The 13330-nt window shown below is 54.6% G+C and carries 11 protein-coding genes and 1 riboswitch; of the genes, 8 read left to right on the forward strand and 3 right to left on the reverse strand.

All coding sequences use genetic code 11. From position 1 onward, the window contains the following. Positions 1 to 239 precede the first annotated feature (239 nt). From ascF to F3I44_RS14985, 6 genes are all read left to right on the forward strand, one after another. A complete protein-coding gene (ascF, locus tag F3I44_RS14960) occupies positions 240 to 1706 on the forward strand; it encodes a PTS cellobiose/arbutin/salicin transporter subunit IIBC (protein WP_150011653.1) in 1467 nt (488 codons plus the stop codon). A 36-nt stretch (positions 1707 to 1742) separates the two neighbouring features. Continuing rightward, entirely contained in the window at positions 1743 to 3173 is a 1431-nt protein-coding gene (locus F3I44_RS14965) for a 6-phospho-beta-glucosidase (RefSeq protein ID WP_150011655.1), read from the forward strand. A 105-nt stretch (positions 3174 to 3278) separates the two neighbouring features. After that, positions 3279 to 3381, forward strand: a riboswitch (TPP riboswitch). 69 nt (positions 3382 to 3450) lie between these two features. Beyond that, positions 3451 to 4152 carry a thiaminase II gene (tenA, locus tag F3I44_RS14970; RefSeq protein WP_150011657.1) on the forward strand — a complete coding sequence of 234 codons (702 nt, stop codon included), beginning with the start codon at positions 3451 to 3453 and terminating at the stop codon, positions 4150 to 4152. Next, entirely contained in the window at positions 4149 to 4889 is a 741-nt protein-coding gene (locus F3I44_RS14975) for an ABC transporter ATP-binding protein (protein WP_150011659.1), read from the forward strand. Before tenA ends, F3I44_RS14975 begins: the two co-directional genes overlap by 4 nt. Beyond that, the gene (locus F3I44_RS14980; RefSeq protein WP_150011661.1) at positions 4886 to 5641 is read left to right on the forward strand and encodes an ABC transporter permease; all 756 of its coding nucleotides are present in this window, start codon (positions 4886 to 4888) and stop codon (positions 5639 to 5641) included. The genes F3I44_RS14975 and F3I44_RS14980 overlap by 4 nt, the downstream gene beginning before the upstream one ends. A 23-nt stretch (positions 5642 to 5664) precedes the next feature. After that, positions 5665 to 6600, forward strand: coding sequence for an ABC transporter substrate-binding protein (locus F3I44_RS14985; RefSeq protein WP_150011663.1), 936 nt, complete (start codon positions 5665 to 5667; stop codon positions 6598 to 6600). A gap of 36 nt (positions 6601 to 6636) precedes the next feature. Here the strand turns inward: F3I44_RS14985 and F3I44_RS14990 are convergent, their stop codons facing one another. Then, entirely contained in the window at positions 6637 to 8409 is a 1773-nt protein-coding gene (locus F3I44_RS14990) for an EAL domain-containing protein (RefSeq protein WP_150011665.1), read from the reverse strand. A 152-nt stretch (positions 8410 to 8561) separates the two neighbouring features. Continuing rightward, complete coding sequence (locus F3I44_RS14995; RefSeq protein ID WP_150011667.1) at positions 8562 to 9788, reverse strand: FAD-dependent oxidoreductase; 1227 nt, start codon at positions 9786 to 9788, stop codon at positions 8562 to 8564. A 163-nt stretch (positions 9789 to 9951) separates the two neighbouring features. On the opposite strand from F3I44_RS14995, the gene F3I44_RS15000 reads away from it, so the two are divergent. Then, positions 9952 to 10260 carry a YicS family protein gene (locus F3I44_RS15000; protein ID WP_150011669.1) on the forward strand — a complete coding sequence of 103 codons (309 nt, stop codon included), beginning with the start codon at positions 9952 to 9954 and terminating at the stop codon, positions 10258 to 10260. 94 nt (positions 10261 to 10354) lie between these two features. Continuing rightward, positions 10355 to 11743, forward strand: a complete 1389-nt coding sequence (clcA, locus tag F3I44_RS15005; protein WP_150011671.1) for a H(+)/Cl(-) exchange transporter ClcA — start codon at positions 10355 to 10357, stop codon at positions 11741 to 11743. A 19-nt stretch (positions 11744 to 11762) separates the two neighbouring features. On the opposite strand, the gene F3I44_RS15010 is transcribed toward clcA, so the two are convergent. Further along, positions 11763 to 12287: a phenolic acid decarboxylase gene (locus F3I44_RS15010; protein ID WP_150011673.1), complete on the reverse strand. Its 525-nt coding sequence runs from the start codon at positions 12285 to 12287 to the stop codon at positions 11763 to 11765. Positions 12288 to 13330: the final 1043 nt, after the last annotated feature.

Consider the following 13330-nt stretch of genomic DNA (forward strand, 5'->3'; position numbering starts at 1 on the left):
CATCGCTCTGCAGTCTACCTAAGCCTCTCAATGTTGGAAATATTTACCCTGTCCGCTGGCGCAGATACTTGATCCGTCTGAGTGATGAAGTTCACAAAAAATAAATCTGACTGATTTATCCCCTTGTCGGCTCACAGAAAGCACTTCATGATTTTGTGAAACCGGTTTCCTATTTAACTGATAGCAGCCGCTAAAAACATAAAAATGCTAACCGATTTACCCTACAGAGAAGAACGATCATGCCCATGAACTATGCCGAGGTGTCACGCGCCATTGTCAATGCGCTAGGCGGCCTCACCAATATTGAAGCTGTCACTCACTGCATGACGCGTCTGCGGTTTGTGGTGAAAGATGAAACTCAGGTCGACTATCCTCGCCTCAAAGCGATTAAAGGTGTCATGGGCGTGGTACACAACGACACGCAGTGCCAGGTGATCATTGGTAATAATGTTTCTCAGGCTTATCAGGCGGTACTGGCACTGGGATCGCCCGGTGGGGTAACCACTGAACCGGTGAAGCGCAAAATTACCCTGCGAGGCATCGGCGCGGGCATTCTGGATGCGCTGGTGGGTACCATGTCGCCGCTGATCCCGGCGATTATTGGCGGTTCCATGGTGAAGTTGCTGGCGATGATCCTGGATATGGCTGGCGTGTTTGAGAAAGGCTCGTCAACGCTGGTGATCCTCAACGTGATTGGCGACGGCGCATTCTTCTTCCTGCCGATTATGGTGGCCGCCTCTGCGGCGCTGAAATTCAAAACCAATATGTCGCTGGCAATCGCCATTGCGGGTGTCCTGGTTCACCCCAATTTTGTTGATCTGATGGCAAAAGCGGCGCAGGGTCAGCCGGTCGAGTTCGCCTTCATTCCGGTCACCGCGGTGAAATATACCTACACGGTGATCCCGGCACTGGTGATGACCTGGATTCTCTCCCACATTGAGCGCGGCGTAGACCGTATTACACCCGCCGTTACGAAAAACTTCCTGAAACCGATGCTGATTGTGCTGATTGCTGCCCCTATTGCGATTGTGCTGATTGGCCCGATCGGCATCTGGATCGGCAGCGGAATTTCGGCGCTGGTTTACACCGTGCATGGCTATCTTGGCTGGCTTTCCGTCGCGATTATGGGTGCCATCTGGCCGCTGCTGGTGATGACCGGGATGCATCGTGTGTTCACGCCTACCATCATCCAGACCATTGCCGAAACCGGCAAAGAGGGCATGGTCATGCCGTCAGAGATTGGTGCCAACCTGTCGCTGGGCGGGTCGTCGCTGGCGGTGGCGTTTCGCACAAAAAACCGTGAACTGCGCCAGACGGCGCTGGCAGCGGCGGCTTCAGCCATTATCGCCGGTATTTCTGAACCGGCGCTGTATGGTGTGGCGGTTCGTCTGAAACGTCCGCTGATCGCCTGTCTGATCAGCGGTTTTATCTGCGGCGCAGTCGCGGGCATTGGCGGGCTGGCCAGCCACTCAATGGCCTCTCCCGGCCTGTTTACCAGCGTCCAGTTTTTTGACCCCAGCAATCGCATGAGTATCGTCTGGGTCGGTGCCGTCATGGTGTTGTCTGTCGTGCTGTCATTTGTGCTGACGCTGCTGTTAGGGTTTGACGATATTCCTGAAGCGGAAACTGAAACCAAATCCGAATCCGCGACCGCCGCGCAATCTGCGCCAGTTACTGAACACACCAACGCGATTAATAGCCACTAAAGGAAAGGGTCACGCTGACCCGGAAAAGAGGATTGCATGTCTGAGTCAAGGTTCCCGCAAGGGTTTTTATGGGGCGGCGCGTTAGCCGCCAACCAGAGTGAAGGCGGTTTTCGTGAGGGCGGAAAGGGCTTAACCACCGTCGATATGATCCCGCATGGCCCACACCGTATGGCGGTTAAACTGGGTCTGGAAAAGCGCTTTACCCTGCGTGATGATGAATTTTATCCCAGCCATGATGCCATCGATTTCTATCACTGCTATCCGGAGGATATCGCACTAATGGCGGAAATGGGGTTCAGCGTGTTCCGCACGTCCATTGCCTGGAGCCGCCTCTATCCCAACGGCGACGAACTGACGCCCAACCCGGAAGGCATCGCTTTTTACCGCGCGGTCTTTGAGGAGTGCCGGAAATATAATATCGAACCGCTGGTTACGCTCTGTCATTTCGATGTGCCGATGCATCTGGTGACCGAGTATGGCTCATGGCGCAATCGCAAAATGGTCGACTTCTTTGCGCGCTATGCCCGCAGCTGTTTCGAGGCGTTTGATGGCCTGGTGAAATACTGGCTGACCTTCAACGAGATTAACATCCTGCTGCACAGCCCGTTTTCCGGGGCGGGGCTGGTCTTCGAGCCGGGTGAAAACAGGGAGCAGGTGAAGTATCAGGCGGCGCATCATGAGCTGGTTGCCAGCGCGCTGGTTACGCGAATCGCGCATGAAGTGAACCCGGCGAATCAGGTCGGCTGTATGCTTGCAGGGGGCAACTTCTATCCATGGTCCAGTAAACCGGAGGATGTCTGGGCAGCGCTGGAGAAGGATCGTGAAAACCTGTTTTTCATTGATGTGCAGGCACGCGGTGCTTATCCGGCTTACGCTGCGCGCGTGTTCCGGGAAAAAGGCGTCACGCTTGAGATCGCTGACGGCGATGCCGAAATCCTGAAAAATAGCGTCGACTTTGTCTCGTTCAGTTATTACGCCTCTCGCTGCGCCTCGGCGGAAATGAACGAGCAGAACAGTAGTGCTGCTAATGTGGTGAAATCCCTGACCAATCCCCATGTGCCACGCAGTGAGTGGGGCTGGGGCATCGATCCGCTGGGCTTACGCATCACCATGAATATGATGTACGACCGTTATCAGAAGCCGCTTTTCCTGGTAGAAAATGGACTGGGCGCGCGCGATGAAATCGATGCGAATGGCGAGATCAATGACGACTATCGCATCAGCTATCTGCGGGAGCATATCCGTGCCATGGGCGATGCCATTGAAGATGGCGTGCCTGTGATGGGTTACACCAGCTGGGGCTGCATCGATCTGGTTGCCGCCTCAACCGGTGAAATGAGCAAGCGCTACGGTTTCGTCTACGTTGACCGCGACGATCTGGGCAACGGCACGCTGGCGCGCACGCGGAAGAAATCTTTCTGGTGGTATAAGAAAGTGATTGCCAGTAACGGGGCTGATCTTGCGTGACATTGTCATATAAAAGTCATATCTGAATGACATGTCCCGCATCAGCCGTGCCGGAGCTGAACGCTCACGCATACATTGTGCTCCGGCAATAATTGTCGTATAACGAATGCCTCCGAGGGGTGTCCTGCAATGGGCTGAGATGGCGCAAGCCGAACCCTTTGAACCTGATCTGGGTCATGCCAGCGAAGGGACGGGTCGGCAGATTTTTCTGCCTCATCTCCTGCTCTATCCCCTGTTCCAGACCGTATGCCCGGATCTCCCTGCTACTGGAGATCCTATGTTACATCCGCTTTTCAAAACTGGCTTTTATGGATGTCTGCGCCAGCAGGCGGGCACGCAATGGCACGATTATGTCAGACACAATTTTGTGCAGCAGCTCGGTCAGGGTACGCTGCCACCCGCCGCTTTCCGCCACTATCTCACCCAGGATTATCTTTTCCTGCTGCACTTCGCCCGTGCGTGGGGCCTGTTGATCAGTAAACTCTCTGAACCGGCTGCGTTACGCAGCGCGACGGCATCGCTGAACGCCATTGTCAGCGAACTGCCGCTGCATCTCGCTTACTGCCAGCAATGGGGCATCAGCGAAGAGGCGGTTGCAGGCGAACCTGAGGCAACGGAAACAATCAACTATACCCGTTACGTGCTGGACGTGGGTCACACCGGAGATGTGCTGGAGCTGATGACGGCGCTGATGCCGTGCGTCGCCGGTTATGCAGAAATCGGCCTGAGGCTACTGGACGATCCGGCGACCCGCTTAGAGGGGAATCCTTACGCCGCATGGATTGAGAATTACGGCGATGAATCCTACCTGGCGGGCGTAGGTTCCTCACTGTTGCTGTTTGAAACCCTGGCCCAGCAGCGCGCCGGTGAACAGCGTATCAACGCACTGTCGGAGATTTTTACTACCGCAACCCGGCTGGAAGCCGCATTCTGGCAGATGGGTCTTAATCACGCTGACTGTCTGCGGGTCAGCTCATGAAGCCGTTGAATGATGCCGTGCCGCCGGGTATTTCCGTTCGCCAGCTCTGCCTGACGCTGGATCAGCGGCCCTTGTTCAGCGAGCTTAATCTGGATATCGCCGGCGGTGCATTTACCGCTTTGCTGGGTGCCAGCGGCGTAGGTAAAAGCAGCCTGATGCGGGTGATTGCCGGTCTGACGCCGCCCACTTCGGGACAGATTAACGGCAGCGATGGTCTGCCGCTGGCCGGACGCATCGCCTGGATGGGGCAACAGGATTTGCTCTATCCGTGGCTGACGGTGGAACAGAACGTCTGCCTCGCCAGCCGTCTGAAAGGTAAGAAAGCCGATCGCGACCTGGCGCAGCATCTGCTGGCACGGGTGGGACTGAGCCACTGTGCCCGTGCGCGACCCGCGACGCTTTCGGGCGGGATGCGTCAGCGAGTAGCGCTGGCGCGTACCCTCTACACCCGTCAGCCGATTGTGCTGATGGATGAGCCTTTCTCCGCGCTGGATGCACTGACCCGGACACAGATCCAGACCCTGGCGGCAGAGGTGCTGGTCGGTCATACCGTGCTGCTGATCACTCATGATGCCGCGGAAGCCTGTCGCCTCAGTCATCACCTGCTGGTAATGGGTGCAGCAGGCATTGATACCTGCCCGCCACTCCGGGGCCTGCCACCACGGGCAGCAGACGACATCAGCGTGATCCAGAGTCAGGCCACTTTGCTGAAGCAGCTAAGCAGGCTGGGCGGATGAGATTACGTTTCGCCGCGCTTCGCCGTGGAATCATGCTCTCTGCCGGATTGATTGCGCTGTGGTGGCTCGCCACACTCACTTCCGTTCCGGCCTTTCTGCTGCCCTCGCCCGCTGCGGTTGCTAGCGCACTGTGGGACAACGCTGACTATCTCAGCCATCACAGCCTGATTACCCTGACTGAAATCCTCAGCGGTATGGCGCTCGGCGTGCTGCTGGGCGCGATGCTGGCACTGGGCATGACCTTTTCGCCGCGGTTACAGCGCTGGATGATGCCGCTGGTGATCACCAGCCAGGCGATACCGGTATTTGCCCTGGCACCGCTGCTGGTCCTCTGGTTTGGCTTCGGCATGAGCGCCAAAGTCGCGATGGCGGTACTGGTGATCTTCTTTCCTGTAACCTCCGCTTTTTTTGATGGCCTGCGTCGCGCAACACCCGGCTATCTCGATCTGGCTCGCACGATGGGCGCTTCACGCATAGCACAACTGCGTCATGTCCGGCTGTTAGCCGCACTGCCTGCCCTGGGTTCGGGCTTACGGATGGCAGCGGCCGTCGCGCCGATTGGTGCCATCATTGGTGAATGGGTCGGATCGGCTGAAGGGCTGGGCTACGTGATGCTGAATGCCAACGCCCGGATGCAGAGCGACCTCTGTTTCGCCGCCCTGTTTATTCTGGTGCTGATGACGCTGACACTCTGGCTGATTATCGATCTTCTGCTTCGCCGCCTGATTACCTGGACTCCCGAGCCACACTGACGACCCTACTGATGAGAAAACCTATGACTAAAACGCCCCTGATTGTCCTGCTGTTCAGCGCTGCCTTAACCTCGCAGACTCAGGCGATGGAAAAACTGACGCTGGTGCTCGACTGGTATATCAACCCCGATCATGCACCCATTATGGTGGCTCAGCAGACCGGTGCGTTTGCCGCTGAGGGTCTGGAGGTTAACATTGTGCCGCCTTCCGACCCCGCGCTACCGCCGCGTCTGGTGGCCGCTAAGCAGGCGGACTTAGCGCTAACGTATCAGCCGCAGCTGCATTTCTTCGCCGACCAGGGTCTGCCGCTGGTGCGGGTGGGCACGCTGATTAATACGCCGCTGAATACGCTGATAACGCTGGACAAAGCGGTGAAAAAACCAGCGGATTTAAAAGGAAAACGCATTGGCTATTCAGTCAGCGGCATTGAAGAAGCAACGCTGGCGACCATGCTGAGCCATGACAGCATTAAGGCCGATCAGGTAAAGCGTGTTAACGTCAATTTTCAACTCACCAGCGCTCTGATGACCGGACAGGTTGATGCGGTCATTGGCGGCTATCGCAATATCGAAGCACTGGAAATGAAACTTGCTGGCAAAGATCCGGTGGTATGGAACGTCGAGGATTATGGCGTGCCGGCCTATGACGAGCTGATAATCGTTGCTAACCGTGATGAGGCGCATTCGGCGAAAATTAAAAAATTTCTGCGGGCACTGAAGAAGGGAAATGCAGAGTTGCAGGCACATTCTGAAGAGAGCTGGCAGGCATTTGCACAGGCGCATCCGGAGCTGAACACACCGCTAAATCATCAGGCATGGCAGGCCACGCTGCCGCTGTTCGCCGCCGATCCGGCAAAACTGGATCGCGCACGCTATCAGACTTATGAGCAATTTTTGTTTGATAACAAGCTGATTAAACACATTACGCCGGTTGAGCGTTACGCCATCGGCAGTGAGTGATAAGCGCGCCCGCAGCGGATGCTGCGGGCGGGTTGACTAGCGTGACTTCTGATAAAGCCAGTGTTCAATGTCGCTGGCTGGCAGCGGTTTTGAAAAGAAGTAGCCCTGAATCTGATCGCAGCCGTAGGTTTTCAGCAGTCCCAGCGTGGCTTCTGCTTCCACACCTTCGGCCAGCACGGTGTAATTCAGCTCTTTGAGCATTTGGATAATGCATCTGACGATGATTTTAGATGCGTCGTCCTCGCCCATACGCGAGATTAGCGATCGGTCGATCTTAATCACATCCAGCGGGATATCCTGCAGGTAGCTGATATTGCTGTAGCCGGTGCCGAAATCATCCAGAGAGATCATAAAGCCGTGCGATTTCAGCGCTTCCAGCCCTTTGATCGCCACATCACTTTTGGTGATCAGCTCATTCTCCAGACACTCGATACCCATAATCGAGTTAGGTAACTGCGCTGCCGCTAATTTCGCCACCAGCTGATCGGCAAAATCGGGCCTGGCAAAGTCGCGCTCACTGACGTTGATCGAGACCGGAATCAGGTCGTACTCACGATTCCAGCGCGCCAGTTGCTCAACAGCGTGATCGATAACCCAGTTGGTCAAATCGGAGATCAGGTTGGTTTTGCCAGCTAACGGAATAAATTCTGATGGGAAAAGCTCACCCCGCTCAGGGTGATTCCAGCGTATCAGCGCCTCCAGCCCGACCGTTTTACCGGTTTTGAGACACACTTTGGGCTGCCAGGCGAGATAGAGCTCTTCATCTTTCTTTAGCGCCTGAGCCAGATCGTTCATGATCATAAAGTCATCAGTGCGCCGAGAGTCGTAACTCTCGTCAAACGACATCGCACTGATATTCTCATCAATCGCTTCATGTAACGCGCTGACGGCCTGACGCACCGTTTCGTTGGCATCCATCTGTTCAGGTACAAACTCTGTTTCGCCGGTAAAGATATCCAGGTCGAGCGTGATATTTTCCGCCAGGTCGGCCCGCATGCCTTTAAACAGATCGATCATGTTATGCGCTGAATAACGACCTGAGTAAGGCTGAACAATGGCGAAACGGCCAGGAGCGAATGAGTAGAGCGCCTCGCTCTCAGACAGATTGAGCCGGTGTGCCACATCCTGAGCCATCTGTCTGAGCAATTTTTCCATCGGCGCAATGCCCACCGCGCGGGAAAGCTCATACGCGCGAATGATATCGAGGCAGTCAATCAGGATCAGGCGAAAACGGCTGTGGGGCGCGGTAACGGTCAGTTGCTGAATATCACGAATCAGCTTTGGGCGATTTGGCAGGTGCGTTATGACATCGGCAAAACCTGCGTTGTTCCAGGCATCCAGAAAAGAAGTCACCAGCGTCGCCAGTGAGCGTAGCGTGGCGAGTTTCTCATCTGCAAAAGGATGTGGCTGCGTGTCGGTCACGCAGAGCGTGCCCAGCATCGCGCCGTCGATATTCTGCAGCGAAACGCCCGCATAGAAACGAATATGCGGAGCGCCTTTTACAAACGGGTGCGTGACAAAGCGCTCATCCAGTAAGGTGTCAACCACTACCAGGTGCCCCTCACCATCCACGACGTGGCGGCAGAGAGACTCATCACGAGTTGATTGTTTAAGATCGAAATTCCGTGACGCTTTAATGTATTGATTATGATCGTCAATAATCGAAATGAAGCTGCCCGAAATACCCAGCACCTGACTGGCGAGATTCACGAATCTCGCCAGCACTTTATCCCGGGCTTCATCCGGTGACAGAAGTGCCTTAATCGCGCTCAGACGTTTTACGTCGCTGCCATTTTGCTCGTTATGCACTGAAACCTCTCCTATGCAGGCGCAAAAATCGAAATAAATTTAGCTTAATAATGCTCAATTAGCGCCCAATTATCAGATGAATAGCGGCTCAACCTGACAGTACTTTCACAGCGAAACAGTGTCGCACGATATCTGATCGCTGTCGAAATCATTTAACGCTCTTCTTTCATCCGCGCAACCTGCGGTGTCTCCGTCCTGAAGCCAAGACCGATCAGGCGGCCCAGCACAAAACGCAGAAACGGCAGGCGACGGATAATCGCCGGAACCTTACTGCTGCCCGCAGCTTTTCTTCTGGCTTTGTTGCGGCTCATCTTAATCTGCAGAAACTGCGTGGCGACAGTGGGGAACTGACGGCGCTTCTGCACTTTTTCCAGATCGCGCAGCTGCAGCTCACCGCTTTTCAGAGGGGCGGTAAGGAGATTCGCCGTCGCCACCGCATCCTGAATAGCCAGATTGACGCCAACCCCGCCAATCGGCGACATGGCATGCGCAGCATCACCAATGCAGAGCACGCCAGGTTTCGCCCACGTATCCAGCCGGTCAATTTTTATCGACAGCAGCTTAAACGCCTCCCAGCTCTTGATTTCCGTCATACGCGTTGACTCAAAAGGCGACACCGCCGCCACCTCTGCTTTAAATGCGTCAAGACCGGCGGCCTGTTTCGCCTTAAACTCCCCTTTCGGAATGGTCAAACCGCACTGCCAGTAGTCGCCACGATCGATAACAATGAAGTTCTGCTTCGGCCCTTTATGCCCCATGCCCAGCTCAGGATCCTGCGGCTGCTTACTTAAGCGGAACCAGATAACATCGCGCGCAGCGCCAAATTCCTGTCCGATCAGCCCGGCCGCGTCACGTACGCGCGAATGGCGACCGTCAGCACCGACCACCAGTTTGCAGCGGATATGCAACTGCTGATTGCCGCGTGAAGCCGTCACGCCGCTGACCGTGCCATTTTCTTCGATCAGCGATTCGAAGGCAGTCGACTGCAGCAGGCTGAAGGCCGGATAGTGGGCACTCTGCCCGGCCATATAGTTCAGGAAATCCCACTGCGGCATGAAGGCAATAAAACGACACTGAACCGGCAGACGTGAGAAGTCAGCCATCGTAATGCTTTGTCCTGCAATTTCCGCCTCCAGCTTTTCGGCTCGCTGATGCGGTAGTGTCAGGAAGGATTCCAGCAGTCCGAGCTGATGCATTATTTCCAGCGTCGAAGGGTGGATGGTGTCACCGCGAAAGTCGTGAAGAAAGTCGGCGTGCTTTTCGATGACGACGATGCGCAGGCCCGCGCGGGCAAACAGATAGCCCAGCATCAACCCGGCCGGGCCACCGCCGACGATACAGCAGTCAGCGGTAAGAATTTCAGTAGAATGTGGCTGCATGTCAGCTCCCTGTCGCGCCAGTATTGCTATGATTATTGCGTCAACCGTGGCGACATTGCCGCACCCGGTCGATGGTGCTGCTCAGGCTCATCACTCAATGCGATTAAACTCAACTGTAAACTGCCGAAGAGCCTTTCCTGTCCTCAGCAGTCAGGAGATCATCATGAACATGATCCGCAATACGCTGTTTATGCTGCTGTCAGTCTGTCCCATGCTTGTGGCCGCCGGGCCCTATGAAACGCTGCAGTTTACACTGCGTCAGCAGCAGATAACCGACGATCTGCGCCAGAAGTGTCAGATACCTCCAGCCTACTCAGATGAAAAACTGCGCCAGACATTTCTCAATGACAAGCAGAACCTGAAACAGAATCAGCTCACGCTGACCGCCGCGGCTCAGGCGCTGAGAAACCAGGACAACCCAGCCTACCGCGAACGCATGGCGCAAGTGGTTTGTCCACCGCAGACCGATTAACTCTTTTCCCGGCTGGAATTGATCCTGACGTTTGTTTTCACCTTATCACTCAGTAAACTGGCACGCTGGTCTGATTGAACAAGAATGCCTCTCAATGAATGAAGAATCACCGCAGCCGGTTTATGTTCCCCGTTCCCTGGCGGCGCGCAGCCGGATGTTTCGCGCCCTGCTCTATCGTGACAAAACGCCGCTGGCGATGCTGTTTTGCGCCGCGCTGGTTGGTACGCTGGTCGGTCTGGCGGGCGTGGCATTTGCCCGGGCCGTTGAAGCAATACAGCAGTGGCGCGCCGATACGCTTATCCCCGCGCATTTTCAGGGCTGGATGCTCTACGCCGCCGCTTTTACCATTTCGGCATTGCTGGCGATGGTCGGCTATTATCTTGTCAGACGTTTTGCGCCCGAAGCGGGTGGCTCCGGCATTCCCGAAATTGAAGGGGCGCTGGAAGAGCTGAGACCTGTGCGCTGGTGGCGGGTGATACCGGTGAAATTTTTTGGCGGCATGGGCACGCTGGGTGCCGGCATGGTGCTGGGACGTGAAGGCCCAACGGTGCAGCTGGGCGGCAACATTGGCCGCATGTTGATTGATGTTCTGGGGATGCGCAGCAACGAAGCGCGTCATACGCTGCTGGCAACGGGCGCGGCTGCGGGCCTGGCCGCCGCGTTTAACGCGCCGCTGGCCGGCATACTGTTTATCATCGAGGAGATGCGCCCGCAGTTTCGCTATAACCTGATTTCGATTAAAGCGGTGTTTACCGGTGTGATTATGGCCAGCATCGTGTTTCGCTGTTTCAACGGTGAACAGGCGGTGATTTCCGTTGGCAAACTGGCTGATGCGCCGGTGCAGACGCTGTGGATGTATCTGGTGCTGGGTATGATCATCGGCATGGTCGGCGTGCTGTTTAACCGCCTGATATTTATTACGCAAGACCTCTTTGCACGCTTTTATGCCGGCAAAACGGCACGCGTGGTGCTGGCGGGTGCAATACTGGGTGGTGGCTGCGGTGTTCTGGCGCTGCTGTTCGCGCCTGGCGCAGGCGGCGGCTCAGAACTGATTCCACAGGCGGTTCATGGTGTATTTCCGTTCACCCTGCTGCTGCTCATCTTCGTGGTCAGACTGCTCACTACCCTGCTCTGTTTTGGCTCAGGTGCGCCGGGCGGTATCTTTGCGCCGATGCTGGCACTGGGCACGCTGCTCGGGACAGCCTTTGGGGTAGCGATGACGGACCTGTTCCCATTGTATCATCTGGACGCGGGAACCTTTGCGATTGCCGGGATGGGCGCACTGTTTGCGGCTTCGGTAAGGGCACCGCTAACCGGGATCGTGCTGGTGCTGGAGATGACCGATAACTATCAGCTGATACTGCCGATGATCATTACCTGTCTGGGCGCGACGCTGCTGGCGCAGTTTCTGGGGGGAAAACCACTCTATTCATCCATACTGGCCCGCACGCTGGCACGCCAGGCCGAAGCGACCCGCCCATAGCGGCGGGTCGTGCTATCAGTTACTTACCATCAAAATAGTCAGCAGGCATCTGTCCCGGTGCCTGATTGATCACTTCATCGTTATCCGGCCCTTCGTTTTTCATGTAAGTCACTTTCGCAAACTCAGGAATGATCACATAAGGATAAGCCGGGCCTTCGTCGCGGAAGCGGTGCATATCTTCAATGAAGTCATTCTGATAGCAGATGGTTTTTTCCGGATGCTGGCCTTCACCGGCGATCCACTGCGGGAAGAAAATAGTGCCGTGAACAAGAGTGCGATTCAGGTCAAACAGCAGGCTGACGCAGGTGCCGGTGGGTTCATGCCAGTCTACTTTATAGATGCCGGGTGCAAACTGCACTGCGTGCATTTTCTGGTTAGTCACCCAACGACCACCCACCAGCCCCTGATGAATACGGTAGTCGCAGGTCGTTTCATTGCGCGCGTACCACTCATATTTCCAGCCATTATCATAGGTATAAACAAAATGTGTGCCAACGAACTGAGACAGGTCGCTGGAGATATCCTCTGGAGATTCTGTAGACATTTTAACCTCTGTTAAAGTAACGCATAACTATGCGCCGTTGGATTTAATAAAAGCTAAAGCGCAATTAATCGGTGAATACTGACTATGGCGCAGATTGTCGATTTTGCCATAAGCGACCCGGCAGACATTTGATTATTCCAGTGCTTTTCGCTGTTCGTCATCATGACGACCGATTTTAATCAGCGCATAGCGTTTGATCAGATGAAGACGGCAGACCGCATCAGCTCTGCCATCTAGCTGATATGTCTTGTTATGAGTCGATGTGATGTTCATTGCTGATCTCAACGCTTGGGGTGTTGCGCACGGTAAATGCCAGCAACACTCCAGATGACCCTGCTAAAGCCACGTCTTATGACGACCCTCAGCAGAGCGAAGGTGAGGATGCCTGAACTGAAAAAATAAAGCATACGCGAATGCGCAGGTGGTGGTTAACGGGCAAGAATTCGAAAATGAAAATCAATAATGACCCAACTGCAAAATCTGACAGACAGGCTTAAATGATAAAAGCCCTGACAGGAATAGTCAGGGCTTTTAAGGTACTACACATTTAGCATTTAACATTAACTAACTTAATTGATAGGTACTGCTATTTATGAACAGATCCTGCGGATAATAATGATCACGATACAGAAATGTCATTATTATTAGCGGTTTCAACCACCTGATAGTCTTAAATGAGACAAAGACAGGTCAGGCCCGTATAAATCTGCACACCCCCATCGCGATATATACTCTTTGATGCGTTGCCTTACTTTCATTACGACATTTAAACCGCAATCGTATCCTGTCGTAACGTAACGTTCAGAACTACGAGGCCTTACATCATCGCGACGCGATACGACAAGCGTCCTGTTGCATGCTTTTTGCTGCTAACATCCAACGACAGACTTCTTAAAGACTTACTTCGACTCCATTTAACAGGGTTATCATTAACTAACGAACAGTTTCAAAGAACAATGTTTAACAGAACCACCGACAACGTCAACTCAAAAATTTGTCGGCACCTTTACTCATAACGCCTTTGGTTTTTCAGTCTATCAGGG

This window comes from Pantoea sp. F_5, assembly GCF_008631595.1.
GTDB lineage: Bacteria > Pseudomonadota > Gammaproteobacteria > Enterobacterales > Enterobacteriaceae > Pantoea > Pantoea gossypiicola.

Coding starts and splice junctions, on each gene's coding strand:
- ascF (WP_150011653.1), top strand. CDS start 240: ATGCCCATGAACTATGCCGAGGTGTCACGCGCCATTGTCAATGCGCTA.
- F3I44_RS14965 (WP_150011655.1), top strand. CDS start 1,743: ATGTCTGAGTCAAGGTTCCCGCAAGGGTTTTTATGGGGCGGCGCGTTA.
- tenA (WP_150011657.1), top strand. CDS start 3,451: ATGTTACATCCGCTTTTCAAAACTGGCTTTTATGGATGTCTGCGCCAG.
- F3I44_RS14975 (WP_150011659.1), top strand. CDS start 4,149: ATGAAGCCGTTGAATGATGCCGTGCCGCCGGGTATTTCCGTTCGCCAG.
- F3I44_RS14980 (WP_150011661.1), top strand. CDS start 4,886: ATGAGATTACGTTTCGCCGCGCTTCGCCGTGGAATCATGCTCTCTGCC.
- F3I44_RS14985 (WP_150011663.1), top strand. CDS start 5,665: ATGACTAAAACGCCCCTGATTGTCCTGCTGTTCAGCGCTGCCTTAACC.
- F3I44_RS14995 (WP_150011667.1), bottom strand. CDS start 9,788: ATGCAGCCACATTCTACTGAAATTCTTACCGCTGACTGCTGTATCGTC.
- F3I44_RS15000 (WP_150011669.1), top strand. CDS start 9,952: ATGAACATGATCCGCAATACGCTGTTTATGCTGCTGTCAGTCTGTCCC.
- clcA (WP_150011671.1), top strand. CDS start 10,355: ATGAATGAAGAATCACCGCAGCCGGTTTATGTTCCCCGTTCCCTGGCG.
- F3I44_RS15010 (WP_150011673.1), bottom strand. CDS start 12,287: ATGTCTACAGAATCTCCAGAGGATATCTCCAGCGACCTGTCTCAGTTC.